Genomic DNA, 25,307 nt, shown 5'->3' with positions numbered 1-25,307 from the left:
CGCACTGACAACGGGCCCGGATCACCTGTTCTGGGGGGTGCGGGAGCTGCGGTGTCCGCGGTCCCGGCCGGACCGGGGCGGGGGACGGCGGCCCGGGTACGGGGCCACGGTGTGCGCCGGGACGCCGGGCCGGCGCTGCGTGGGCGTCCAGTCGGGCTTGCCCATGACCATCAGCGGGTCGAACATCACGACGACGCCCGCCAGACACAGGAAGACCAGCGGGCCGATCAACATGGGCGCGAGGAGCGCGGCGGCCGAGTCGCCGCCAGGGGTGCTGGACGTGCCGTGCAGATGGACGCTGAGGGCTGCCATGCCCGTGTAGTGCATGCCGCTGACAGCCAGCCCCATCACGAGGCTGGCGCCCACGCTCCAGAGGAATCCCCGGACCTGTCCCGCCGCCCAGAGAGCGGCGGTGGCGGCGACGACGGCTATGACCACCGAGGCGGAGACGGTGAAGGTGTTGTATTCGAGGTTCCCGTTGAGGCGCATGCCGGCCATGCCCAGGTAGTGCATCGTGGCGACTCCCAGACCGGTGATGGTGCCCCCGGTGAACAGCGCCGTTCCGGTGGCACCCCGGTACCCCACGATGAAGATCCCGATACCGACCATCACGATGGCCACGCCGAGGCTCGCGAACGTCGTCGGTCTGTCGTAGTGGACCGGGGTCTCCTTTACGGTGAACCCCATCATGGCGATGAAATGCATGGTCCATATGCCCGAGGCGATCGCCACCGAGCCGAGCGCGAGCCAGCCGGCCCGCCAGGAGCGGGCGACGAGCATCGATCTGGTGGTGCAGCGCAGTCCCAGCGCTCCGCCCAAGCAGGCCATGAGATACGCCACCACCGGTGTGACGAGTCCGTAAGTGAAGCCGTCGACCGTGCCCTGCATGCGCGGTTGCCCTTCCCGCCCTGTTACACCGAAATTCCCGGAAATGCCCCCACCCTCGGGTCCGCAACAACGGCCAGGGTTGAGGCAGAGAGTATGACCCTCACCTGAATGGTCGAACGATTTTCCGGCAAAGAATCACGACCTCGCCCCACTTGTGCGATGCCAGTGAGCGGTCTTGGTCAACTCCATTCAACCCGTGTCCATCCCGCACTCCTCCTCCGTCGACTCTCTGCTGTCACTCTTGATCTGTCCGTGACCGCTCGACGTGAGGAGTACATATGCACGCGCGCGTTGCCGCCACCACGACCGTCGCGCTGCTCGGGGGCACCGTGCTGATACTGCCCAACCCGCATGCCCGGGCCGGCTCCCACAGCAGGCCTCCGCTGGTCGTCTCGCACCGCGGTGCGTCCGCCTACGCGCCCGAGAACACCCTCGCTTCCATCGACAAGGCCGCCGCGATGGGATTCGGCTGGGTCGAGAACGACGTCCAGCGCACCAAGGACGGCGAACTCGTCGTCCTGCACGACGCCACCCTGGCGCGTACGACCGACGTCGAGCAGGTCTATCCCGACCGGGCCCCCTGGAAGGTCAAGGACTTCACCGCGGCGGAGATCGCGCGTCTGGACGCGGGCAGCTGGTTCGGCCTCCGGTTCGCGGGCACGCGCGTGCCGACGCTGAAGCAGTACATGAACCGTGTCTCGCACAACCACCAGAAACTCGTCCTGGAGATCAAGAACCCTGAGCTGTACCCGGGCATCGAGCGGCAGACCCTCAAACTTCTGAGCAACGAAGGCTGGCTCGATCCGGACCATCTCAGCCACCGGTTGATCGTCCAGAGCTTCAGCGCGCAGAGCGTGCGGACGGTGCACGAACTGCGCCCCGGCATCACGACGGCCTTTCTGGGCAAGCCGTCGGTCGCACGGTTGGAGGAGTACGCGCGGTTCGCCGATCTGATCAACCCGGACCACAGCTCCCTCTCAGCCGACTACGTTTCCGCAGTCCACTCCTGCAACGGACCGCACGGCAGGCCGATGCGGGTCTTCGCCTGGACCGTCGACGACGCGGACACCGCTCGCCGCCTGGCGGGCCACGGCGTGGACGGCATCATCACGAACAAGCCCGACGTGATCCGGAGCGCTCTGCAGCAGACCTGACCGGTCCCTCGTGGGCCTCCCGCCCGGAGTGCGGACGCCGGGCGGCATCGGTGCCGCGGGCGTTGTCAGTGGCGGGCCGTACGGTGGGTCGCATGGACAGCGATGGGCAGAGCGAGGGGCAGGACGGGCAGCGGGTCGTGTGGGCCGTCGTCGGCACGGACATCGGTCCGCTGCTGCTGGCGGCGACACACGACGGCCTGGTGAACGTGGTCTTCCACGCCACGGACGCGGTGCGGGCCAAGGCTCTTGAGCGGCTCACGGCGCGCCTGGGCACCGAGCCGGTCGAGGCGCCCGGGTCGCCGCTCCTGGCCGAGGCGATACGCCAGGTCGCGGCGTACTTCGCGGGCGAGCGGCGCGACTTCGAGCTGCCGTTGGACTGGGCGCTGATCTCCGGGTTCAACCGTCAGGTACTGCGCGAACTGGCCGCGGGCGTTCCGTACGGCGCGGTCGTGGGCTACGGCGACCTGGCCGGGCGGGTGGGCCAGCCGGGTGCGGCCCAGGCCGTGGGGGTCGCCATGGGCTCGAACCCGCTGCCGGTCGTCGTGCCGTGCCACCGGGTGGTGGAGAGCGACGGCGGCATCGGGGGGTTCGGGGGCGGGCTGGAGACCAAGCGGAAGCTGCTGGCACTGGAGGGAGTGCTTCCGGAACCACTGTTCTGACGGCACGGAAACGGATCCGGAATCGGAATCGGAATCGATGCCCCGGATCCGGGACCGGTGAGCACGGCTCGGGGACTGGTGAGAGCACGGCCCGGGGATCAGTCAGCACGGCTCGGGGACCGGTCAACACGGCTCGGACTTGTGGCCGGGTCCGCCGCGGTCCATGTCCGCCGTGCGCGGCGCCTGCCGTGCCCGCCGGCAGCCGTCCGTGCGGTACCGGCGTTGCCGACAGCGCCCGGCGCACGCAATATCCCTTGTTCGCACAGGGGTGCGGGCTGGAAACTGCGCCGGTGACCCGAGCCCGTTCCGCCCCGTCCGAGTGTTCGTCGTGACCTCCGTCGGACGGCAGATCGCCGTTCCCGTGGACGCCGAGGGGATACCGGCGCTGCGACGCCGTATCACCGCCGTACTGATCGCCGGTCAGATCCTCGGCGGGCTCGGTGTCGCCACCGGCATCGCGCTCGCCACCGTGCTGGCCAAGCAGGTCAGCGGCACCGAGTCGCTGTCCGGGCTCGCGCCCACCGCGACGGTCACCGGGACGGCGGTGCTCTCCGTGCCGCTGGCGGCGCTGATGACCGCGCGCGGGCGTCGGCCGGGGCTCGTGCTGGCGTATCTCATCGGCGCGACAGGGGCGGGCGTCGTCGTGATCGCCGCGTGCGTCGGGAGTTTCCCGCTGCTGCTGCTCGGCATGGCGGGGTTCGGCGCGGCCTCGTCGGCGAACCTCCAGGCGCGGTTCGCGGCCGCCGATCTGGCCGAGCCGCAGCGGCGCGCCCGGGCCATCTCGAACGTGGTGTGGGCCACCACGATCGGAGCGGTGCTGGGGCCCAACATCGCCGCGCCCGCCGGACGCAGCGTCTCCGGGCTCGGGATACCCGAGGCGGCGGGGCCCTTCCTGTGGGCGGCCGGGGTCTTTCTCCTCTCGGCGCTGCTGATGGCCGTACTGCTGCGTCCCGATCCGCTGCTGACCGCCCGGGCGCTCGCACCCGTCGAGGAGCAGTCGGCGGACGCCCGTTCCATCCGGGCCGGCTTCGCCGCCGTCGCCGCCTCGCCGCGGGCCCGGCTGGCGCTCGTGACGGTGGCCGTCTCGCACACCGCGATGGTCTCGATCATGTCGATGACCCCTGTCGACCTCGGACACCACGGGGCGAGCATCGATCTGATCGGGCTGGTCATAAGCGGCCACATCGCGGGCATGTACGCGTTCTCGCCCCTCATGGGGCGGCTCTCGGACCGGTTCGGGCGGTTGGCCGGGATCGGGCTCGCGGTGGCGCTGCTGGCCTGCGCGGCGCTGCTCGCGGGCACCGCGGGCGGCAGCCACGGACAGACCGCCGCGGGACTCTTCGTGCTGGGCCTGGGCTGGTCGTCCGGGCTCGTGTCCGGCTCGGCGCTGCTCACGGACTCCGTGCCCCAGGCCGCACGGGCCGCCGCCCAGGGGGTGTCCGATCTGACCATGAACACGGCGGCCGGTGTCGGTGGAGCGACCGCCGGCCTCGTCGTCGCACAGGCGAGCTACGGGTGGCTGAACCTCGCCGCCGCGTGCCTGCTGCTGCCGCTGGGCGGGCTGGCGCTGTTCACCCGGAGTCGACGCCTTCGGTGATCCAAGGCCCTCAGAGGCTGATGTGGTACGCCTTGCGGAGCGTCTCGTGCACGGTCCACGTCGTACGGTCGCCCTCGCGCAGCACCGCCCCGTCGCCCGGGCCCACTTCGAGCACCTCACCGCCTTCGACCTCGATCGTGGCGCGGCCGCTGACGACGACGAAGAGCTCGTCGGCCTCGGTGTCGGTCACCACACCGGGCGTGATCTGCCAGATGCCGCGCAGTTGCTTGCCGTCGGCCGACTCCCACAGCACCCTGCCGGACACCACCGGGTCGCCGGAGACGATCTGGGCCGGGTCCAGGGGCTCCGGTTCCAGCTCGGCGTCGGGGATGTGCACGGCGAAGGACGGGGTGGCCTGCGGGTTCGTGGTCATGAGCGGTCACCTTAAAGGCATTCGAGAAAGACCTCACGCGGAGGGTGGCCGGCAGGTCGGGCCGGTAGCAGACTCCGCCCTGCGCACAGCCGCTGGCGTCCGAGAGCACGGAGCCGAAGGGACGGCGATCACGCATGAGCGGAAGCGGAAACAGGGCAGTCGCGTATCTCAAGCCGGGTGCGGTCGAGGTCAGGACCATCGACTATCCGACGCTTGAACTGCAGGACGGGCCGGGAGTGGCGCCCGAGAACGTCGGCCGCAAGTGCCGGCACGGGGTCATCCTGAAGGTGCTCGCCAGCAATATCTGTGGCAGTGACCAGCACATGGTGCGAGGCCGTACGACCGCGCCCGAGGGGCTGGTCCTCGGACACGAGATCACCGGAGAGGTACTGGAACGCGGCCCGGACGTCGAGTACATCGAGGTCGGGGACATCGTCTCGGTGCCGTTCAACATCGCCTGTGGGCGGTGCCGCAACTGCAAGGAGCGCGACACCGGCATCTGTCTGAACGTCAATCCGGCCCGGCCGGGAGCCGCCTACGGCTATGTCGACATGGGCGGCTGGGTCGGCGGCCAGGCCGAGTACGCCATGGTCCCATACGCGGACTTCAACTTGTTGAAGTTCCCCGACCGCGACCAGGCACGCGAGAAGCTCCTCGACCTGACCATGCTGTCGGACATCTTCCCGACCGGCTTCCACGGCGCGGTCACCGCGGGCGCCGGGGTCGGTGCGACGGTGTACGTCGCGGGAGCGGGCCCGGTCGGTCTGGCCGCGGCCGCGTCGGCGCAGCTCCTGGGTGCCGCCGTCGTCATCGTCGGGGACCTCAACGCCGAACGCCTGGCCCAGGCACGGAGCTTCGGCTGCGAGACCGTGGACGTCGCCCAGGGCGCCGTGGAGGACCAGATCGCGCAGATCCTCGGGACACCCGAGGTCGACGCGGCCGTCGACGCGGTCGGCTTCGAGGCACGGGCCCACGGCCCGAACGCCCCCGAGGCCCCCGCGACCGTCCTCAACTCGCTGATGGGCGTCACGCGCGCGGGCGGTGCCCTCGGCATTCCCGGGCTGTACGTCACGGACGACCCCGGTGGGATCGACCAGGACGCGCGGACCGGGACACTGCAGATACGGCTCGGCCTCGGATGGGCGAAGAGCCATCGCTTCACCACGGGGCAGTGCCCGGTGATGCGGTACCACCGGGGGCTGATGCAGGCGATCCTGCACGACCGGGTGCACATCGCCAAGGCGGTCAACGCGACCGTGATCGGCCTGGCGGACGCGCCCCGCGGCTATGCCGAGTTCGACCAGGGCGCGAGCCGCAAGTACGTGCTCGATCCGCACGGGGCTCTGAACGGCGTACGGCCGGTCTGACCGCGTGTCTCCCGAAGGGGTGCTCCCGCGCGCGGGAGCACCCCTTCCACCATCTCGGCGAGGGCTACTCGTAGTGCCGTGCCTCGAAGACGTTGCCGTCCGGATCACGGAAGTAGAAGCTGCGCTTGGCCATTCCCCGGGCACCGAAGGAGTCGTACGAGAAGCCCGAGACGGGGACGGAGCGTTCCTCCAGACGTGCTCGCAGCGCGTCGAAATCGGCCTCCTGGAGGGACAGGCATACGTGGTTGACCGGGTGTCCCGCGCTGTCGGCGCCTCCGGGGACCATGTTCATGTAGGCGGCCATGGGGAGCGCCATGAGGTCGAAGATCGTCTCTTCGTTGAGGCGTACGGAGGGAAACGGCGCCTTCCCCCCGGCGTATTCGGCGACCCTCACGGGTGCCAGGCCGACCACCTTCTCGTAGAAGCCGGCCGCGGCGACCGGATCGCGCACCCAGAGGACGACATGGTCAAGACATGGCGAGTTGTCCGTCATGCCCCCAGGCTGGTGTCGTACGCCGCAGGTCGCAAGGGTTTGACCGGGCGCGCCGCCCGCCAGAGATGAGGAAAGGCAAGGCGACGGACAGGAGGCAGGCGCGTGATCGTGGTGTCCGAAGAGGTGCGGGAGGCGCTCGACGCGCGTCGGCCGGTGGTGGCCCTGGAGTCGACGATCATCGCGCACGGTCTGCCCCGCCCGCGCAATCTGCAGGTCGCGCTGGAGCTGGAGGACGTCGTACGGCAGGAGGGTGCCGTACCCGCGACGATCGCCGTGCTGGACGGCCGGCCCCATGTCGGACTGGACAAGGAACAGCTGGAGCGGGTCGCGAACGAGGACGGGATCCGCAAGCTGGGGCACCGCGATCTGCCGCTGGCGGTGGCGGCGGGCGCGAGCGGGGCGACGACCGTGTCCGCGACGGCGCTGCTGGCCGCTCGCGCGGGTGTCCGTGTGTTCGCGACGGGCGGGCTCGGCGGGGTGCACCGGGAGTGGACGGTGACGCAGGACGAGTCGGCCGACCTGGGCCTGCTGGCGCACACCCGGATCACGGTGGTGTGCGCGGGCGTCAAGTCGATCCTGGACGTACCTGCGACGCTGCAGCGACTGGAGACGCTGGGCGTCGCGGTGGCCGGGTACGGCACCGATCACTTCCCCGGGTTCTATCTGTCCGACTCGGGACATCCGGTGGACTGGACGCTGGACTCCCCCGGGCAGGTGGCGGAGGTCATGCGCGCGCAGGACGCTCTGGACGGCCCGGAGTCGGCGCTCATCGTCGCGAACCCCGTCCCCGAAGAGGAGCAATTGGATCCCGCGCTCCACGCGCGCGTGCTCGCCGAGGCGCTGCAGGCGTGCGAGGCGGAGGGCGTGACCGGGCAGGCCGTGACGCCGTTCCTGCTCGACCATCTGGTGCGGCACACCGACGGCGCGTCGCTGAGCGCCAATCTCGCGGCGGTACGCGGCAACGTACGACTCGCTGGGCGGATCGCGGCGGCCTGGGCCGGAATGTGAACGGGAAGGATCGCGGCGGCCCGGACCAGGGGGTGAGCCGAGCGGACCGGGACAACGCCGGGCGAGGCACGGACGCGGCGACGGGCAGGGCGGCAGGTGCGGCAACAGGCGCGGCAACGGGCGCGCTGCTCGTCGTCGGTGACGTGGTCACGGACATCGTCGCCCGGCATCGCGGGCCGCTCGCCGGGGGCACCGACACGGCCGCCGCGATCCGCACCCTGCCGGGCGGGGCCGGCGCCAACGTCGCGTGCTGGGCGGCGCATTGGGGCTGCGCCGAGGTACGGCTGCTGGGCCGGGTGGGGGCGGATGCCGTCACGTGGCACGAACGCGAACTGGCTGCCTGCGGTGTGCGTCCCCGCCTCGTCGTCGACCCGGAGGCACCTACGGGGACGGTGATCTGCCTGGTGGACCAGGGTGCCTCGGCCGAGCGGACGTTCCTCACCGACAGCGGGGCCTCCCTGCGCCTCGAACCCGACGACTGGTCGCCCGCGTTGCTCGACGGTGTCGCGCGGTTGCATCTGTCGGGCTATCTGTTCTTCTCCGAGCCCAGCCGGGCGCTGGTGTCGGTGGCCCTGGAATCGGCACGCGCACGTGGCGTACCGGTGAGCCTGGATCCGGCGTCGGCAGGGTTCCTCAGGGAACTGGGCGTGGACCGCTTCCTCGCCCTCGCCGAGGGCGTCGACCTGCTGCTGCCCAGCCGCGACGAGGCGTTCCTGCTGACGGGCCTGCCCGATCCGGCCGACGCGGCGGCCAAGCTGAGCCGCCACGTCCCGCTGGTCGTCGCGAAACAGGGCGGCGAGGGAGCTCTGGTGGCTCGCTCGGGCGCCGTACGGGCCCGCGTCCCGGCGGCGCCCGCGACGCCCCGGGACACCACGGGCGCCGGTGACGCCTTCACCGGAGCGTTCCTCGCCGCTCTCCTCGGGGGCGCCGAGCCCGAGGATGCCGCGGTGGAGGGGTGCAGGGCGGGAGCGATGGCGGTGGAGCGGGTCGGGGCGAGGCCGGAGGCGGCAGCAGCCCGGTGACCGCCCTACCTACGCCCCCACGCCGAGATCATCGGAGCCGTCGCGAGGTCCATCGAGCCGGTGGCCACGTTGGCCAGGTGGCGGTCGATGTCCTGGTGGGTGGCGAGGCCCGCGGTGACGAGCTGATCGCGGATCTGACGGACCGTCGCGGTCTCCAGGGCGGTGCACGCGGGCGAGGTGACGGGGAAATAGGCTTCCGCCTCCACTTCGCGCAAGCCCGCCTCACGCAGCAGGCGCGGAAGTTTGCGGCCGTAGGCGAGGTCGGCGCCGCGCTCGGCGAGCAGCTTGCGAAAGCCCTGGCGCAGCCTGTTCGCGAGTTGTTGCTCGGGGCCGTGCTCGTCGGGGCAGAGCAGGGGCTGCAGGGCGGGGTCGGCGTCCTCCAGGAGAAGCCTGCCGCCGGGCCGCAACGCCTTGACCATCGATCGCAACGCCTGCTCCCGGTCCGGCACATGGACCAGGACGAGCCGTGCGTGCACGAGGTCGAAGCCCTCCCCCGGCGGTTCCTCGGCGCCCACGTCGTGCACCTGGACCTCGACCGGCGGGCGGGCCGCCGAGGCCGCCCATGACGTGTCGATGTCGGTCGCGACGACCCGTCCGGTCGGGCCGACCTTCTTGGCGAGCCAGGACACCACGGACGTGCCGCCCGCGCCGACCTCCCAGCAGCGCCAGCCGGAGCCGATGCCGAAGCGCTCGATGTGCCGGAACGTCGTGGGGTCGAACAGAGTGGCGAAGGCGTCGAAGCGCTGTCCCGCCTCGGTCTTCCGGTTGTCGAGGAGATACCCGTCGGTTCGCGTCATAGAGGGATCATCCCAGTTGGCCCGCTTGTCCGGAATCGTCGACGCTCCCGATGTCCGCACCTGCCCATCGCCTTGGGCACCGCCACCGCGCCGCCGCGCCCGACACTCCGCCGACGGCCTTGTCCGTCCCGTCCGAGTCCGTTCGCCGTCACAAAACGAAGCGGAATATTCCGTTCCCACAGGCTTTCCCGGCGATCGAATTCGCCTGGCAGACTGGCACGCCAGGGCGCAAAGTGCGGCGCAGGGAGATCCACGCAAGGAGATCCATATGTCCATGGCAGGGAATCTGCGGAAGGTCACGAGCCTCGGCAGGGTCGGTGGCTTCCGCAAGGTGGCACGGCTGGCCCGACGGCGCCTTCGCGTCGACCTGAGTCACCCCGCCCGGTCCCCGCTGGGCTCCGCCGTGGTGAACTGCGTGGCGTATCAGGACGGTGCCAGGGTCCCGGGCGGCCGCGATCTCGTCGACACCGTGGAGCGGATCCGCAAGAGCGACGAGGGCTTCGTGTGGCTCGGGCTGCACGAGCCGACGGACCAGGAGTTCGCCGGCATCGCGGATCTCTTCGACCTGCACCCGCTGGCCGTCGAGGACGCGGTGGAGGCGCATCAGCGCCCGAAGCTGGAGCGGTACGGCGAGACGCTGTTCGCGGTGTTCAAAACCGTCTGCTATGTCGAGCACAAGGAACTCACGGCGACCAGTGAGGTGGTGAACACCGGCGAGATCATGGTCTTCGTCGGATCCGACTTCGTCATCACCGTGCGGCACGGACGGCACGGTTCGCTGGGCCCGCTGCGCGAGGAGTTGGAAGCCGAGCCCCGCAAGCTCGCCAAGGGCCCGGCCGCGGTGCTGCACGCGCTCGCGGACCATGTGGTCGACGACTATGTGAGCGTCACGGACTCGGTCCAGGAGGACATCGACCAGGTCGAGGCCGATGTGTTCGCCGAGAACGGCGCGCGGGCCGACGCGGGCCGCATCTATCAGCTCAAGCGCGAGCTCCTCGAACTGAAGCGGGCCGTGGTCCCGCTCGCCCGCCCGGTCCAGGAGCTCTCCACCCGGCCGATACGGGTGGTCGCCCCGGAGATCCAGGCGTACTTCCGGGACGTCTCCGACCATCTGCTGCGGGTCACGGAACAGATAGCCACCTTCGACGAACTGCTCAACTCGATCCTTCAGGCGCACCTCGCGCAGGTGACGGTGGCGCAGAACGAGGACATGCGGAAGATCACGGCATGGGCGGCCGTCATCGCCGTGCCCACGATGGTCTGCGGGGTGTACGGCATGAACTTCGACAACATGCCCGAACTGCACTGGAGGTTCGGCTACCCCATAGTCATAGGCGTGATCACCGTCGCCTGCCTCGTCCTGTACCGGGGATTCCGGCGCAACGGCTGGCTGTGAGACACCCTTCGCCCGACCCGGCCCACCACCGCAGTCGGCGCAGCCGGTGCGTCGGTGCGGTCGGCATGGTGGTCGGCATGGTGAGTGCGGTCGGTGCGGTCAGGGTGGTCTGCACAGCCAGCACGGTCGTCACAGCCGGCGCGGTCAGTACGGTCCGTGCGTCGCGCTCCTCGCGTAGACGCTCTCGACCCAGGCGGCGAGCTGTTCGTCCGTCAGGTGCTGGGCCAGATCGGCCTCGCTGATCATGCCGACCAAGCGCTTGTTCTCGATCACGGGAAGTCGGCGGATCTGGTGCCCCTTCATCTCCTGGAGCACCTCCCCGACATCGGCGCCGGACTCGATCCAGCGCGGGGTGCCCTGGGCCATCTCGCCCGCGGTGACCCGGGCCGGGTCGTGGCCCATGGCCACGCAGCCGACGACGATGTCGCGGTCGGTGAGGATGCCGCAGAGCCGTTCGTTCTCGTCACTTATGGGCAGCGCGCCCACGTTGAGCTCACGCATCAGCTGAGCGGCGCGGTCCAGGGTCTCGTGGGCGGGAATCCACTGAGCGCCATGGTGCATGATTTCTCCGGCGGTGGTCATGAAGTACCTCCCGGTGCCGGACGGCCGGCGCGGCGCGGAACGCACCGCTAGTCCCGGCGCCCTACATTCTTGCCGCGTCCTCGGGAATGCGCACCCGGAAGTTCCCCGGCGATTCGCACCCGGCGGCCGGGGACGCGCGGCCGGAGGCCCGGACGGGGAAACCCACGGCCTTCCGCGGTGCGGCGCGGAAGACCAGGCAGCCCCCGTCGCTCTTCGCGCCGGGCGGGTCGATGCCGAGGTGCTTGTGCGAGAGCTTGTGCGGGCGGCGAGCTTGTGCGGGCGGCGAGCTCGTACGGGATGCGGGCTCGTACGGGATGCGGGCTCGTACGGGATGCGGGCTCGTACGGGATGCGGGCTCGTACGGGATGCGGGCTCGTACGGGATGCGGGCTCGTACGGGAAGCGAGCTCGTACGGGATGCGCTGGTGCTCGTCGGGGCTCCGGCGGTGCCGCTGAGCTCGATCGAGGTGGGGGGACGGGGGGTGTCAGCCGTTCCAGGCCGGGTGGCGTGGATCGTCCGCGCGTACGAGCACGTCGGCCGTGGCACCCGGGTCCACTTCCGTCTCGTAGCGGTCGAAGGCGGGGAGGGTCCAGTGCTCGGGCTCCGGAGTGCGGCGGCGAAGGGCGCCCGGGGAGAGGAGGACATGGACGCTGAGGTCGAACGGGAACCAGTGCCGTAGGAGGAAGGGGCCGTGGAGCAACAGCAGCCCGCTGGGCGGGAGTTGGACGTAGGGGCTTCGGGTGGCGCGGTCGGTGGCCGGGTCCCAGAGGTCGGGCAGGACGCGGCCGTCACCGCCGGGGTCGAGCGGTCCGAAGACCTCGCGCCACAGGGCGCCGGTGTCGAACCAGCCGTTGTAGTAGGCCTCGGCGTCCTCGTGACCGTATTCGAACCGGAGCGAGGCGGGGCGCAGGAAGCCCTCGGTGCCGACGACGAGCGAGGACCGGCCACGTATACGCAGCGCCTCGGAGACCCGATGCGCGAGGTCGCCCGGGCGGCCGGCCGGGGGTCCGTCGAAGGCGATCCGCGGCCAGGGGCTGCCGTCGTCCGGTTTCAGGTCGAGCAGCCGCTCGGCGAGGAGGTCGCCGAGCCGTTCCCAGGTGATCGCTTCGAGTCGCACAGGGCCCATGATGCCGCGCTCACGCGGCGTGCTCGTGGGCGCGGCGGCGGGCAGCGGCCGGCGGCCGCGAGGAAACACGGGAAGGGTGTGGTGTTCGGGCGCGGGCCGGGGCGAGGAGAGGGATCACCATGCCGGTCCGCCTGTCTCCCACGGTGTCCCCCCCCACTCCCCCACTTGCCTCCCCCCGCAGACGGGCATCGCCCCGATGGACACACGGGGTCGAACATGTCGGGGTCCAGTCCCTCGGCGGGGTGGGTCTGCGACGGCTCGCCCCCGGCCGGTATATCCGTTCATGCATCCATACCGCTCACGCCGTCCCCAGGTCGCGTGCACGGCCGTGGCCTGGCCGCCCACGGCTCCGGCGACCGACCCCGGATCCGCGGCATCACCCCGCCCGTCTTGAGCCCAGTCCGTCCCGAGCCCCGGACGACGTAGAACCCGGCACGCAGGAGGGAATGAACCGCGTATGGCACCGATCTCAACTCCGCCACCCCGCGGCGGACTTCTCGTCATCCAGCCGCTGAAGAAGCGGCGCTGCACCGAGTGCCTGACCGGGCCGCTGACTCTGCTGGTGCTGGAGGAGGGATCGCCGCGGTGTCTGGACTGCGCCGATCTGGGGCATCTGGTGTTCCTGCCGCGGGGCGACACGGCGCTGACGCGGAGGTCACGGGAGGGCAGCGCGCTGTCGGCGGTGGTCGTGCGGTTCAACCGGCGACGGGGCCGGTACGAGCGGCAGGGCGTCCTCGTCGAGGAGGCGGCGCTCGCTCTGGCCGAGGAGCGGTGCCTGGCGGACGCGGAGGCGCGACGGCGACGCCGGGCGCGGGACGCGCGACGGCGGGAGGCGGAGGACCTGCGGTTCACGGAAGCGTTCGCGCGGGAGATACACCGGCTTTTCCCCGGCTGCCCGGCCGACCGGGCGCACGCGATCGCCGCATACGCCTCGGCGCGCGGGAGCGGGCGGGTGGGGCGCAGCGCGGCGGGGCGTGCGCTGTCCGAGGTGGCGGTGGCCGCGGCGGTGCGGGCCTCCGTGCGGCACACGGACACCCCGTACGACCAGTTGTTGATGAGCGGCGTGCCACGGCACGAGGCGCGCCGTCGGATCGCCACCACGGTGGAGGCGAGGCTCCAGGGCTGGCGCGACGAACTCACGGCACGCGCGTGACCGAAGGACCGGCGGATGAGCAGCGGACAGGAGAGAAGAGAAGCGGATGAGTGGTGGACGGGGAAGAGGCGGATGAGTGGGGACGTGGGAGAAAAGGAGTGGTCGGCGTTTGTGCGGCACGTGGACCGGCACGGGCGGGCCGTGTGTGTGGCCTGATCTGTGGGACGCCGCGCCGGGGAGTCCGGTGCCGCGGGCATCGGTCGTGAACGCTCGCGCATGTGTCCGCACGGCTCGGCCATGGTCACTGTCGCCGTACGGGATTTCACTTGTGGTGACGGCGGGTGCCGTGCAGCATCTGTGGCTTCGGGGATCGACGCGGGGGTTGTCATGATCGATGGACCGTATTTCGTGCTGACCGTGCTGGGGGTGCTCGGCTGCGGGCTGGTGGCCGGGGTGTTCTGCGGGTTCTCGACGTTCGTGATGCGGGGGCTCGCCGAGCTGCCGCCCGCGCAGGGCGTGGCGGCGATGAACGCGATCAATGTGGCCGCGCTGCGCCCGCCGTTCATGCTGGTGTTCGTCGGGTCGGCCGGGCTGTGTGCCGTGCTCGCCGTGGTCACCTTCGTGCTGCTGCCCGACGAGGGGACGGTGGAGCTGCTGCTCGGCAGCGCGCTGTATCTGTTCGGGTCGTTCGGGGTGACGGCGGTCGCGAACGTCCCGCGCAACGGCGCACTGCTCGGGATGGACCCGAGAACGCCGGAGACCGCGGTGTACTGGCGTTCGTACGTGCGTGAGTGGACCATGTGGAACCACGTCCGCGCGGTCGCGTCGGCCGCCGCGGCCCTGTCGTACACACTCGCTCTCACCTGACGCTCTCACCTGAGCGGCGGGGCCCACGGAGGCGACGTATCGTGGCGGAAAAGGAGTGCCGCCCGAAACCGTGGGCCGATGACGCCCGATGGCCGCGCGGCCCCGCACCGGTACGCGTACACAAGGGAGACGGCCATGGCCGATCCCAAGGGATTCATGACCACTCCGCGCGAGGAGTACCCGCGTCGGCCCATCACGGAACGGGTGCGGGACTGGAACGAGGTGTACGTCCCCGGTGCGCTGCTGCCGATCATCAGCAGACAGGCCGACCGTTGCATGGACTGCGGAATTCCGTTCTGTCACGACGCCTGTCCGCTGGGCAATCTGATCCCCGAGTGGAACGACCTCGTCTCGCGCGAGGACTGGCGGGCGGCGAGCGACCGGTTGCACGCGACGAACAACTTCCCCGAGTTCACCGGTCGGTTGTGTCCCGCGCCCTGCGAGGCGGGCTGTGTCCTCGCGATCAACCAGCCCGCGGTGACGATCAAGAACGTCGAGGTCGCCATCGCCGACCGTGCCTGGGAGGACGGTTTCACGCCCCCGCGCCCGCCGGACCGGCTGTCCGGGCGGACGGTCGCGGTGATCGGGTCGGGGCCCGCGGGGCTGGCCGCGGCACAGCAGTTGACCCGGGCCGGGCACACCGTCGCCGTGTACGAGCGGGCCGACCGGATCGGCGGACTGCTGCGCTACGGGATACCGGCGTTCAAGATGGAGAAGCGGCACCTGGACCGGCGCCTGGAGCAGATGCGGGCGGAGGGAACGAAGTTCCGTACGTCGACGGCGATCGGCCGGGACGTCGGAGCCGCCGAGCTGCGGGCGCGCTATGACGCCGTCGTCCTCGCCGTGGGCGCCACCGCCTGGCGTGACCTGGACGTTCCCGGACGGGAGTTGGACGGCATCCATCAGGCGATGGAGTATCTGCCGCTCGCCGACCGGGTGTGCGAGGGGGATCTGGAGGCCTCGCCGCTGTCCGCGGCCGGGAAGCATGTCGTGATCGTCGGCGGTGGTGACACCGGGGCCGACTGTCTGGGGACCGCCGTGCGTGAGCGGGCCGCGTCCGTGACCCAGCTCGACATCTATCCGCTGCCGGCGACGGCGCGTGACGAGGATGTGGAGCCCTGGCCGACGTACCCGAAGATCTACCGGCTCTCGGCCGCGCACGAGGAGGCCGGCGTCCTGGGGACGGCGCCCGCGGCGGACGCGGACGCACGGCTCTTCGCGGCGTCCACGCTCCGCTTCACCGGGGACGCGGACGGGCATGTGCGCGCGCTGCACCTCGTCGAGGTCGACGAGCGGCGCCGCCCGGTCCCCGGCTCGGAGCGGACCCTTCCCGCCGACCTCGTGCTGCTCGCCCTCGGTTTCTCGGGGCCCGACCGGCACGACGGTCTGATCGACCAGCTCGGCCTGGCCCTCGACGCACGCGGCACGATCGCCCGCGACCGCGAATTCGCGACCAACGTTCCCCAGGTGTACGTCGCCGGGGACGCGGCCCGCGGGCAGTCCCTCATCGTCTGGGCCATCGCCGAGGGGCGGTCGGTGGCGGCCGCGGTGGATCGCGCCCTGGCGGGCGCGACGCAGCTGCCGGCGCCGATCGGGCCCTACGACCGCCCCATGACCGCCTAGCCGCCCGCCGATGGCGCGTCCCACCATCGGCGCAGCCCACCCACCATCGGCGCAGCCCACCCACCGTCGGCGCAGCCCGTCAGCGGCGCTCGTCCGTGCCCGCCACCTTCGCCGTCGACAGTGCCACCCGGTTCCATGTGTTGATCGTGAGGATCAGGGCCAGGACGTGCGCGAGCTCCTGCTCGTCGAACACCGCGGCGGCCTGCGCGTAGACGTCGTCCGGGACGCCGCCGTCGGCGACCAGGGTGACCGCCTCCGTCAGGGCGAGGGCCGCGCGCTCCTTCTCGGTGAAGAAGTGCCGGGCCTCACGCCACACCGCGACCATGTGCAGCCGGTCCTCGCTCTCGCCCGCCTTGCGCGCGTCGTTGGTGTGCATATGGAGGCAGTACGCGCAGTGGTTGAGGTGCGAGGCGCGGATCTGGATCAGTTCGACGAGGGCCGGGTCGAGCCCCGCACGGGCCGCCGCGTCGAAGCCGACGAGGGCGCGGAAGACCTTCGGAGCGGACTTCGCGAAGTCGAGGCGGGTGCTTTCGAACTCGTGACGGGTGTTTTCGGCCACAGCCGCACCAACACCCAAATTCGTCCCGCTCGTCGTATTCATCGTATTCATCGCATTCATCGTATTCATCGCGTTCGTCGCGTTCGTCGTGTTCATCGCGTTCGTCGTGTTCATCGCGTTCGTCGTCATGGATATGAATCTACGGGCCGAAAAGACCGCCTGTAGGGTGCATTTTCATGGCAGATTCATGGGTCAATTCCGCCGAGCGGATCGGTGCCGACCTGCATCTGGAGCTGTCCGGACCGGGCGGGCGGCGGGCCGCGCTGATCCGGGCGCTGCGCGAGGCCGTACGGAGCGGCAGGCTCCCTCCGGGCACCCGGCTGCCGCCGTACCGCTCGCTCGCCGCGGATCTGGGCGTGGCGCGCAACACGGTCGCCGACGCGTACGCCGAGCTCGTCGCCGAGGGCTGGCTCACCGCCCGGCAGGGCTCGGGCACCCGGGTGGCCGAGCGCGCCGAACCACTGGGCACCCCCGCGCGCGTACCGAAAAAGGCACCTCCACGCGCGCGTGGACCCCGGCACGATCTGCGGCAGGGCACGCCGGACGCGTCCTCGTTCCCACGGGCCGCCTGGCTCGCCTCGTACCGGCGGGCGCTCCAGCAGGCACCCAACGAGGCCTTCGGGCCGGGAGATCCGGCGGGCCGCGTCGAACTGCGCCAGGCTCTCGCCGAGTACCTGGCACGCGCGCGTGGTGTGCGTACCGAGCCGGGACGGATCGTGATCTGCTCCGGCTTCGCGCACGCCCTGCGGCTGCTCTTCCCGCAGGTCCTGCGCGGACCGCTGGCCGTCGAGTCGTACGGCCTCGGCTTCCATCGTGAGCTGCTGGCCGCCGCGTCCGTACGGACCGTGCCGCTGCCCCTGGACGAGGACGGCGCCCAGGTGGGCGAGTTGGACCGGGAGCGGGCCGTCCTGCTCACGCCCGCACACCAGTTCCCGACCGGTGGTCCGCTGCACCCGGAGCGGCGGGCCACCGTCGTCGACTGGGCACGCGCGCGAGGCGGGGTGATTCTGGAGGACGACTACGACGGCGAGTTCCGCTACGACCGCAAGCCCGTGGGCGCCGTGCAGGGACTGGACCCGGAGCGGGTCATCCACATCGGCTCGGTCAGCAAGAGTCTGTCGCCCGCGCTGCGGCTCGGGTGGATGGTCCTTCCGGAGCGGTACGTCGACGCCGTCCTCGCGGCCAAGGGCGAGCGGGAGGCCTGGGCGAGTGTCCTGGAGCAGTTGACGCTCGCGGACTTCCTCGCCTCCGGGTCGTACGACCGCCATGTGCGCCGGATGCGGCAGCGGTACCGCGGGCGGCGTGACCGGCTCGTGGCGGCGCTCGCCGAGCGGGCGCCGCACATCGAGGTCACCGGGATCGCGGCCGGGCTGCACGCGGTGCTGCGGCTGCCGCCCGGGACCGAGCGATCCGCGGTCAAGGCCGCGACCTGGCAGGGCGTCGCGCTCGACGGGCTCGCCGAGTTCCGGCATCCAAAGGCGGCGACGTCCGCACCGGACGGGCTGGTGGTGGGGTACGCGACGCCTCCCGAGCATGCGTACGGGGCGGCGCTGGAGGCGTTGTGCGCCGCCTTGCCACCGGGAGCCGAAGCGATTCCTCCGGTTCCGTCCTCCGCTGGCCAAAAAGCGACCTCCAACTGACATGGAAAACAACGGCGGTGGGATCATCGAAGACAGCAGGAGGTGTGTCGCCGCCTCGGCCATGAACCGGTCGGCACGGTGATCCGCCCCCATCCTTCGTTCCGCCGTCAGGCGCAGGGCCACCCCCGCGCGTCTCCCCTGTTGGCGGTCGGTCCTGGAGGGTGATGGATGACGACGCTGGACGAACGGCAAGAAGACGGTGCGCGCGACGGGGACGGGTTCAGGGGCAGGAGCGTGCTCGGGGCACGCGGCCTCGGCGCCGTCCCGTTGAACCAGCCCGCGGCCGCGCTGCCCCACCTCGCGGGTTCCAAGGCCGCGCACCTCGCGCGAGCGGCCCGCGCCGGGCTACCGGTGCTTCCCGGGTTCGTGATACCCCACGAGAATCCCCCGGGGACACCCCACGAAGCGGGCGGCGATCCGGCAGCTCTCCGGAGCGCCTGGCACGAGCTCTCCGACGGTGGTGCGCGGCCCCTCGTCGTACGGTCCTCGTCCCCGCAGGAGGACACGCAGGAGTCCTCCCTCGCGGGCCAGTTCGCCTCCGTGCTCGACGTACGCGGCTGGCGGGACTTCCGTACGGCGGTACGGACCGTGCTCGACTCGGCCCACCGGCCCGACGGCAGTACGGCGCCGATGGCGGTGCTCGTGCAGCCGATGCTCAGGGCCCGGGTCGGAGGCGTGCTGTTCGGGGCGGATCCCGTCGAGGGACGGGCCGACCGGATGCTGGTGAGCGCCGTCCGGGGCGGGCCCGACACACTGGTCAGCGGTGAACAGCCCGGCACGAACTACTGGTTGAGCCGCTGGGGGCGGGCGCTGCGGACGGAGCCGCCGCACGGTTCCGCGCCCGTCGACAACCCCCGACCGCCCCACGACACATCCCCGCTGCCCCACCCCGAACCCACGCTTCTCGCAGATCTCGCGGATCTCGCGGACAACCCCGCGCCGCTCGCCGACGAACGCACGCTTCCGGTTGACGGACTCCCGCTCACCCCCTCCGAACTGCGTCGGCTGGCCCGGCTCGCGCGGCACGCCCGGCGGGTCTTCGGCGCCCCTCAGGACATCGAGTTCGGCTTCGACGAGGACGGGCGGCTGTGGCTGTTCCAGAGCCGTCCGATCACGGCGATGGCGGCGCGGCCGCCGCGCGGGGCACGGCTGCTCGGGCCGGGTCCGGTGGCGGAGACGCTGCCGGGGCAGTTGGAGCCGCTGGAGGAATACCTGTGGCTGGCGTCCATGGCACGCGGGCTCGCCGCCGCGCTGGACATCGGGGGCAGTGCGCCGCGCCGCCTGCTGCGGACGGTGCCGGTCGTCACGGCGGTCGGCGGGCGCGCCGCCGCCGAGCGGCGCCGCCGCGGGGTCGGGCCGCCGAAACACCGCCGACTCGCGTTCCTCAACCCGGCGCCGGGCGCCCGCCGCCTCGGTGCTGCCTGGCGGGTGGGCCGGCTGACCGCGGCGCTGCCGGGCCTCGCCGTGGACCTCGTGGCCGATGTCGACCGTCGGCTCGCCGAGACCCCGACGCCCGCCGGACTCCCCGACCCCGCCCTCGTCTCCACCCTCCGCTGGAGCCGCGCCGCCCTGGTCTCCCTGCACGCCCAGGAGGCACTGGCCGGTGCGCTGCTCCCGGAGCACGACACCGTCACGGCGGCGGGCGCGGCCCTCACCGCCCTCGCGGAGGCCCGCGCCCTGGGCCTGTCCGACGACCACGTCGTCGCCGCCGAGCCGGTGGTGCTGACACTCGTGCCGCCCAGTCTGCGGGGCGAGGTGCGCCTGCCGGACGACCCGCAGGCCTCAAGGCGCGCGGCCGGCGCCTCCCACGAGCGCCCGGAACCCGACTCCCCGCCGCGGAGGGACGGTTCCGGCACCGCCCTCCCCCGCACTTCCCGCCCCCCTGCCTCCCCCCTCCCCCGCACCTCCCTCCCCCGCACCTCTCTCCCTCGCACCTCCGCGCCTCCGCTTCCCCCACGCGAAGCCCTCCGTCTGCGGGTCCGCTGGGTTCAGGAACTGCAAGTGCGGCTGGTGCGCGAGGGGGCGCGCAGGCTGGCGGTCCGCGGGGACCTGAGCGCCCCGGAGCGGGTCGGACTGCTGCGCGGGCGGGAGTTCATCGCCGCGCTGGAGGGCGAACGGTTGCCCGGAGACGTGAAGGAGCGGCTCCCCCCGGCCGCCTCCGCCCCGCTCCCGGACGTGTTCCGGCTCGCGAACGGCGGCGTGGTCGTCGCCGCACAACGGCGGACCGGCGCCGGCGCGGCCGCCGGCCGGGGCGTGGCCGGCGGACGCGCCGCCGGTACCGCCTGGGACGGCACCGGGCCCCGGCCCCCGGACGCCGTACTCGTCGTGCGCACCCTCGACCCGGCGCTCGCGCCCCTGCTGCCCGGCCTCGCGGGGCTGGTCGCCCAGACCGGCAGCCCGTTGTCCCATCTCGCGGTGCTGGCCCGTGAGTTCGGCCTGCCCACGGTCGTCGGCGCGGCCGACGCGGTACGCCGCTTCCCGCCGGGTTCGCGCCTCATGGTGGACGGCGCCACCGGTGACGTACTCCTGGAAGCGGACCCGCGCCCCGTGGAGGACGGTCTCCGCCCCCCGGCCCAGGCGGGCCCCCGATGAGGCGCGTCGCCTATCTCTTCGGCGGCCTGGCGGCCGCGGGCGCGGGCACGTACGTCGTGGTCTACCTGTACCGGTGGCAGTGGCAGCGGGCCATCCTGTGCGGGGTGTTGCTGCTCGTGGTCGAGGTGATGCTGCTCGGGATCGTGCTGCTCGGCCGGCTCTCCCGGATCGAGGAGCGGATCCGGGAGAGCCGGCCGGCGTCAGCGGGACGTCCTGGCCCGGCTGCGGGAGGAGCGCACGCCCGGCGACCGGTTCCGGTGGCTGGAGGACGAGCCCAGCAGCCGCTCGTACGTCTTCGTGCCGGTGCTCATGGTCACCGGCGTGCTGCTGTCCGGGCTCGCCTGGCTGGTGCAGCGCGTCGCGTCGGTCACGGCCCGCCCCTCGGCCGAGCGCCGGCTCGCGGGGCGGCTGGCGATCCTGGCGGCGCCCGACCTGCCTTCGCTCGCCCCTCCCGCGCTCACGGTTCCGCTCCGTCCGAAAGACCGCCGCCCGGCCGACACCGTCCGAGGCGTCACGGGTGTTCCGGGCGCCCGGGACAGCCGTGACGCCAGGGGCACGCGCGACGCCCGTGACACCTCGGGCGACCCGGGCGACCCGGACTACGCGGACGACCTGCCACCGTTGCGCCCCCGGCGCGACCGCGGCCGGACCGTACGTCTGGTCGTCGTCGCCGTCGTCGGCGCGGCGCTGCTCGGCGGGCTCGTGGTCGGTCTCGCGGAACTCACACAGACCCGCGAGGAACACGAGGACGACTCGGCGGCGACCTCCGTACTCGTACGGATCGACATGCGCGGCAAGGACATGACGGCCGAGCGGCGGACCCTCGCCGCGCACCAGGTCTGGGAACGCTGCCGGGACTCGACGTCCGTACCGCTGAACCAGGCCACGCTCGGCAGCCTGGGCGACGGTCTGTTCGCCGGGGTCGTGCGGCCCGCGCTGACCGACCACGACCGGATGCGGCTGACCGGCTGTCTGGAGGACACCGCCCTCGACCGCACCCACCTCATAGTGGTCGGCATCGGCGACACGGACGCGGACGACGACTGAGCCGCTTCGACGCACGCGCGCACCGGCCCCCTGTCAGCGGCCCGGGTTAGGATGCGAACACTCCTCCTGTCCCCGACCACCCCGGGTCGTCCATGGCCGCGTTCCGCGCCGCGCTCCCGCCCCAACTGCCCCTTCCGACAAACCGATCACGTCGACTACGACGATTACACCGGTTGCATGGGTTACATCGGTTGCATGGGTTACATCGGTTGCATGGGTTACATCGGTTGCATGGGTTACATCGGTTGCATGGGTTACATCGGTTGCATGGGTTACATCGGTTGCACCGACTTGGTCGACCAAGTCGAAAGCTCCGACCACTTCGGCTGCGTCGACCACTTCGGCCGCATGGGCCTCACGAGCCTCATGGATCTCACCAGCCTCACCAGCCGTTTCAACCACACCAGTTACGTCTCCTACGTCGCATCGCCCTGCGCTCACTCATCGGAGTCGCGGTCGGCTATCTCGCCCTCTGGGCCGCCGGGGCGCTCGGTATCCTGGCGCTGTCGTACTGGGCGCGCGAGGAGACACCGTCGCCGGGTGGAACGCACGCGGTGCAGGGCATTCATCACTTCCAGCCCGTGGACGCCCAGCGAAAGGTGTGGCGGGGCAGCGCCCCCTCGCCCGCGGGCTACCGGGCACTGGCGCGGCTGGGGTTCGGCACCGTCGTCGACCTGCGCGCCGAGGACTTGAGCGCGGCCCAGCTCGCCGCGCCCCGCAAGGCCGGACTCGATGTCGTACGGCTGCCCGTCCGTGACGGACAGACCCCGACGCCCCGCCAGGTGGAGCGTTTCCTCAACCTGGTCGGCGGGGCGTCGGGGCCGGTGTTCGTGCACTGTGGTGCGGGAGTCGGACGGACGGGGGCGATGGCGGCGGCGTATCTCGTGCGGGTCGGAGAGCTGTCGCCGCCTGCGGCGGTCCGGCGCAACCTCGCGGTCGGACCGCCGTCGATCGAGCAGATCTACTACGGGCTGAGCCTCGGCCGGGACCGGTCTCGGCAGCCACCGCTTCCGGTGATCGCGGTCAGCCGCTTGGTCGACGCTCCGCGCCGCATGCTGTCGTGGTTCTAGGAACTTACAGATCGTACGGGCCTCACAGGCCTCACAGATCCCACAGGCCTTACAGATCCCACAGGTCTCATATCGCGATAAGTGATCAATTCGACACCAATTAGCAAGTCAGCAAGAAAGGTCACAAGACGGGTCAGGGAAAGATCAGGAGAGAAGGAAGTCCGCCACCCCCGCCTTGGCCCCCTGGATGAACGCGGTCATCTCTCCGGGTGTGTAGATCAGCGCGGGCCCGTCCGGGTCCGCCGACTGGCGGACGGCGATGCGCCCGTCCGCGAGCTTCATCGCCTCCAGACAGTTGCCGCCGTTGCCTCCGCTCCAGGGCTTGTGCCAGCCCTCACTGCCCAGTTCACGGGCGGGCATTCCGTTGTAGATCCGCTCATTGCGTATCCGCTGCTTGATGTTGTCCATTCACAGCTCCTTGCGGAGATCCTGGAGGATCTCCTTCGTGCGATGTGCCGTAGCGGCCTGAGCCGCCATGCGGTCCATGACCTCAAGGTGGGTCGCCACCTCGGAACGCTCGTCCAGATAGACGGCGCCGGTCAGGTACTCGCTGTAGACCATGTCCGGGAGTTCCGGCATGGCAAAGCGAAACAGCACGAAGGGCCCGTACGTGCCGGGGTGCGGCCCCGTGGAGAACGGGACGACCTGAAGCGTCACGTTGGGCAGTTTCGTGACGTCGAGCAGTTTGTCGATCTGCGCACGCATCACCTCGGGACCGCCGACGGGGCGGCACAGGGCCGTCTCGTCCATCACGACCCAGATCCGGGGCGCACCCTCACGAGTGAGCAGACCCTGGCGTTGCATGCGCAGCGCCACATGGCGCTCGATGTCCTCGGGTCTGGTCTGGCCGATGGCGCCGGACTCCAGGACGCCACGGGCGTACTCCTCGGTCTGCAGAATCCCGGGCACGAAGTGGGGTTCGTACGAACGGATGAGGGTGGCCGCGCCCTCCAGGCTGACGTACATCGAGAACCAGCCGGGCAGGATGTCGTGGAAGCGCTGCCACCAGCCGGGCCGGTTGGCCTCCTCGGCCAGTTGGACGAAGGCCTCGGCCTCGTCGTCGGAGATCCCGTACGACTTCAGCAGCAGCTGGAGGTACGGGATTTTGAGCGCGACCTCGGCCATCTCCATCCGCCGGACCGTGGCGGGCGCGACCCGCAGGACGCGCGCGGCCTCCTCACGCTTGAGACCCGCGCGTTCCCGCAGGTCCAGCAGGCGCCGACCGAGAACGACCTGACCGACCGTCGGCGCGGACCGAGGTTCGCTCACGTCCCACCTCCACTGAGTACCGAATGAGTCCCGAACGACACCGAGTACCAAGAGTTCCGAACAGGCACTGCCCCGAGCGGACACAGACACAGAGACGGGCTCCGAGTTCCGACAGACCGATTCCGCGTCCTGACAGACCGGTTTTCAGTCCTGACAGACCGGCTCTGAGTCCTGACAGGCCGGACGGCGCCGTTCGGGGTCCTCTTCGTCTTCTTCGACGATCCCAACTGGCGCCGCTCGGCGTGCTGTTGCGAGCAGTGTGCCACGGCCCTTCTCCGAGTCACATGGCACTCTGCAATTTTCAGAGTGACACTTGCCAAGTGTCCACGGCGGGGCGATAGTGGCAAGCGTGATTCCGTCCGCGCCCTTAGGAACAGACGCCGCCGAGAACCGCTCCGGTCTGCGTGCCACCGCAGGGGTGCGCCCCGGCGCGGCCGCCGTGCGCCGGTTCCGCTTCGAGCTGGCCGCACATCCGGGTTCCGTGGCTCAGGCCCGGCATCTGACGCGGGCCCGCCTCGCCGGCTGGGCCGTGTCCGAAGACACCTGCGACACAGCGGTCCTCGTCGTCTCCGAGCTGGTCACCAACGCCATCGTGCACAGCGCGAGCGAGCGTGTGGTGTGCGAGCTGCACGATGACGACGACCTGGTGCGGATAGCCGTACGCGACGAAGGATGCGCTCCGGGTGAGCCGCACCCCTCGCCGCAGCGCCCCGAGGAGGAGCACGGCAGGGGCCTGCTGCTCGTCGCGGCCGTGTGCCGGTCCTGGGGCGCCCAGGACACCGCGCCGGGACTGCTGGTCTGGGCGGATCTGCCGCGCTGCCCCGCAGGGACGGCCGCCGGAGCCGACGAGGCCCGGTCCGACCTCGGTTGGGGCGCGAAGAAGCCGACGGCCGACGGCCGGGGCGCCGGGACGGACGCGTCCTGGGGAACGGAAAACATCGGGGTCCCCCTGATCGCGCGACGCCGGAATTGGGGGAGGCTGTGAGGGGTACGTCGGCAGCAGGACCCGGAGCTCCGGTCCTGAGCCTGGACACGCTGGTCCGCCTGAAGCGCGAACACACGGTGTCCCGAGCGTTTCGACGTCT

The 25,307-nt window shown here is 71.3% G+C and carries 24 protein-coding genes; 15 read left to right on the top strand and 9 right to left on the bottom strand.

Annotated elements, in window-relative coordinates:
* Positions 1-21: 21 nt before the first annotated feature.
* Complete coding sequence (locus tag RV986_RS38965; RefSeq protein WP_475921882.1) at positions 22-888, bottom strand: MHYT domain-containing protein; 867 nt, start codon at positions 886-888, stop codon at positions 22-24.
* 278 nt (positions 889-1,166) lie between these two features.
* Here RV986_RS38965 and RV986_RS38960 point away from each other — a divergent pair, with 278 nt between their 5' ends.
* The 3 genes from RV986_RS38960 to RV986_RS38950 all read left to right on the top strand — a co-directional run bounded on the left by RV986_RS38960 (position 1,167) and on the right by RV986_RS38950 (position 4,298).
* Positions 1,167-2,042: a glycerophosphodiester phosphodiesterase gene (locus RV986_RS38960; RefSeq protein ID WP_475921881.1), complete on the top strand. Its 876-nt coding sequence runs from the start codon at positions 1,167-1,169 to the stop codon at positions 2,040-2,042.
* A gap of 92 nt (positions 2,043-2,134) precedes the next feature.
* On the top strand, positions 2,135-2,701 hold the full coding sequence (locus RV986_RS38955) for a methylated-DNA--[protein]-cysteine S-methyltransferase (protein WP_475921880.1): 567 nt from the start codon (positions 2,135-2,137) through the stop codon (positions 2,699-2,701).
* Positions 2,702-3,029: 328 nt separating this feature from the next.
* A complete protein-coding gene (locus RV986_RS38950; RefSeq protein ID WP_475921879.1) occupies positions 3,030-4,298 on the top strand; it encodes an MFS transporter in 1,269 nt (422 codons plus the stop codon).
* A gap of 10 nt (positions 4,299-4,308) precedes the next feature.
* On the opposite strand, the gene RV986_RS38945 is transcribed toward RV986_RS38950, so the two are convergent.
* Positions 4,309-4,671 (bottom strand): cupin domain-containing protein, encoded by a 363-nt coding sequence (locus RV986_RS38945; RefSeq protein ID WP_475921878.1) that lies wholly within the window; start codon positions 4,669-4,671, stop codon positions 4,309-4,311.
* Between the two features lie 134 nt (positions 4,672-4,805).
* On the opposite strand from RV986_RS38945, the gene fdhA reads away from it, so the two are divergent.
* Positions 4,806-6,038, top strand: coding sequence for a formaldehyde dehydrogenase, glutathione-independent (gene fdhA / locus RV986_RS38940; RefSeq protein ID WP_475921877.1), 1,233 nt, complete (start codon positions 4,806-4,808; stop codon positions 6,036-6,038).
* 64 nt (positions 6,039-6,102) lie between these two features.
* Here fdhA and RV986_RS38935 read toward each other — a convergent pair whose 3' ends face one another.
* Entirely contained in the window at positions 6,103-6,531 is a 429-nt protein-coding gene (locus RV986_RS38935; RefSeq protein ID WP_475921876.1) for a VOC family protein, read from the bottom strand.
* A gap of 102 nt (positions 6,532-6,633) precedes the next feature.
* Between RV986_RS38935 and RV986_RS38930 the strand changes: the two genes are divergently transcribed.
* Entirely contained in the window at positions 6,634-7,539 is a 906-nt protein-coding gene (locus RV986_RS38930) for a pseudouridine-5'-phosphate glycosidase (protein ID WP_475921875.1), read from the top strand.
* Between the two features lie 125 nt (positions 7,540-7,664).
* Entirely contained in the window at positions 7,665-8,561 is an 897-nt protein-coding gene (locus RV986_RS38925) for a carbohydrate kinase family protein (RefSeq protein ID WP_475924595.1), read from the top strand.
* A gap of 5 nt (positions 8,562-8,566) precedes the next feature.
* Here the strand turns inward: RV986_RS38925 and RV986_RS38920 are convergent, their stop codons facing one another.
* Positions 8,567-9,358 (bottom strand): methyltransferase domain-containing protein, encoded by a 792-nt coding sequence (locus RV986_RS38920; RefSeq protein ID WP_475921874.1) that lies wholly within the window; start codon positions 9,356-9,358, stop codon positions 8,567-8,569.
* Positions 9,359-9,626: 268 nt separating this feature from the next.
* On the opposite strand from RV986_RS38920, the gene corA reads away from it, so the two are divergent.
* The gene (gene corA / locus RV986_RS38915) at positions 9,627-10,754 is read left to right on the top strand and encodes a magnesium/cobalt transporter CorA (protein WP_475921873.1); all 1,128 of its coding nucleotides are present in this window, start codon (positions 9,627-9,629) and stop codon (positions 10,752-10,754) included.
* Between the two features lie 144 nt (positions 10,755-10,898).
* On the opposite strand, the gene RV986_RS38910 is transcribed toward corA, so the two are convergent.
* The gene (locus RV986_RS38910) at positions 10,899-11,336 is read right to left on the bottom strand and encodes a CBS domain-containing protein (RefSeq protein ID WP_475921872.1); all 438 of its coding nucleotides are present in this window, start codon (positions 11,334-11,336) and stop codon (positions 10,899-10,901) included.
* Positions 11,337-11,820: 484 nt separating this feature from the next.
* Positions 11,821-12,462, bottom strand: a complete 642-nt coding sequence (locus RV986_RS38905) for a nucleoside/nucleotide kinase family protein (protein ID WP_475924594.1) — start codon at positions 12,460-12,462, stop codon at positions 11,821-11,823.
* Positions 12,463-12,919: 457 nt separating this feature from the next.
* Here RV986_RS38905 and RV986_RS38900 point away from each other — a divergent pair, with 457 nt between their 5' ends.
* From RV986_RS38900 to RV986_RS38890, 3 genes are all read left to right on the top strand, one after another.
* Positions 12,920-13,615, top strand: coding sequence for a DUF2293 domain-containing protein (locus RV986_RS38900; protein WP_475921871.1), 696 nt, complete (start codon positions 12,920-12,922; stop codon positions 13,613-13,615).
* Between the two features lie 327 nt (positions 13,616-13,942).
* The gene (locus tag RV986_RS38895) at positions 13,943-14,422 is read left to right on the top strand and encodes an anthrone oxygenase family protein (protein ID WP_475921870.1); all 480 of its coding nucleotides are present in this window, start codon (positions 13,943-13,945) and stop codon (positions 14,420-14,422) included.
* 135 nt (positions 14,423-14,557) lie between these two features.
* Positions 14,558-16,045 carry a glutamate synthase subunit beta gene (locus RV986_RS38890; RefSeq protein WP_475921869.1) on the top strand — a complete coding sequence of 496 codons (1,488 nt, stop codon included), beginning with the start codon at positions 14,558-14,560 and terminating at the stop codon, positions 16,043-16,045.
* 79 nt (positions 16,046-16,124) lie between these two features.
* Here the strand turns inward: RV986_RS38890 and RV986_RS38885 are convergent, their stop codons facing one another.
* Positions 16,125-16,700 (bottom strand): carboxymuconolactone decarboxylase family protein, encoded by a 576-nt coding sequence (locus tag RV986_RS38885; protein WP_475924593.1) that lies wholly within the window; start codon positions 16,698-16,700, stop codon positions 16,125-16,127.
* A gap of 80 nt (positions 16,701-16,780) precedes the next feature.
* Between RV986_RS38885 and pdxR the strand changes: the two genes are divergently transcribed.
* The 4 genes from pdxR (at position 16,781) to RV986_RS38865 (ending at position 22,953) form a co-directional block, all read left to right on the top strand.
* On the top strand, positions 16,781-18,244 hold the full coding sequence (gene pdxR, locus RV986_RS38880) for a MocR-like pyridoxine biosynthesis transcription factor PdxR (RefSeq protein ID WP_475921868.1): 1,464 nt from the start codon (positions 16,781-16,783) through the stop codon (positions 18,242-18,244).
* Positions 18,245-18,412: 168 nt separating this feature from the next.
* Positions 18,413-20,836, top strand: coding sequence for a PEP/pyruvate-binding domain-containing protein (locus RV986_RS38875; protein ID WP_475921867.1), 2,424 nt, complete (start codon positions 18,413-18,415; stop codon positions 20,834-20,836).
* Between the two features lie 309 nt (positions 20,837-21,145).
* The gene (locus RV986_RS38870) at positions 21,146-21,883 is read left to right on the top strand and encodes a hypothetical protein (RefSeq protein WP_475924592.1); all 738 of its coding nucleotides are present in this window, start codon (positions 21,146-21,148) and stop codon (positions 21,881-21,883) included.
* Between the two features lie 554 nt (positions 21,884-22,437).
* Positions 22,438-22,953 carry a protein tyrosine phosphatase family protein gene (locus RV986_RS38865; protein WP_475921866.1) on the top strand — a complete coding sequence of 172 codons (516 nt, stop codon included), beginning with the start codon at positions 22,438-22,440 and terminating at the stop codon, positions 22,951-22,953.
* Between the two features lie 144 nt (positions 22,954-23,097).
* Here the strand turns inward: RV986_RS38865 and RV986_RS38860 are convergent, their stop codons facing one another.
* The gene (locus RV986_RS38860; RefSeq protein WP_405879065.1) at positions 23,098-23,361 is read right to left on the bottom strand and encodes a DUF397 domain-containing protein; all 264 of its coding nucleotides are present in this window, start codon (positions 23,359-23,361) and stop codon (positions 23,098-23,100) included.
* Positions 23,362-24,222 carry a helix-turn-helix domain-containing protein gene (locus tag RV986_RS38855; RefSeq protein WP_475921865.1) on the bottom strand — a complete coding sequence of 287 codons (861 nt, stop codon included), beginning with the start codon at positions 24,220-24,222 and terminating at the stop codon, positions 23,362-23,364. It lies immediately after the preceding gene.
* A gap of 340 nt (positions 24,223-24,562) precedes the next feature.
* Here RV986_RS38855 and RV986_RS38850 point away from each other — a divergent pair, with 340 nt between their 5' ends.
* Entirely contained in the window at positions 24,563-25,207 is a 645-nt protein-coding gene (locus RV986_RS38850) for an ATP-binding protein (RefSeq protein WP_475921864.1), read from the top strand.
* The last annotated feature ends 100 nt before the right edge of the window (positions 25,208-25,307 follow it).

This window comes from Streptomyces sp. RLA012 (assembly GCF_056270325.1).
This window is presented reverse-complemented; position numbering and strand designations above follow the sequence as displayed.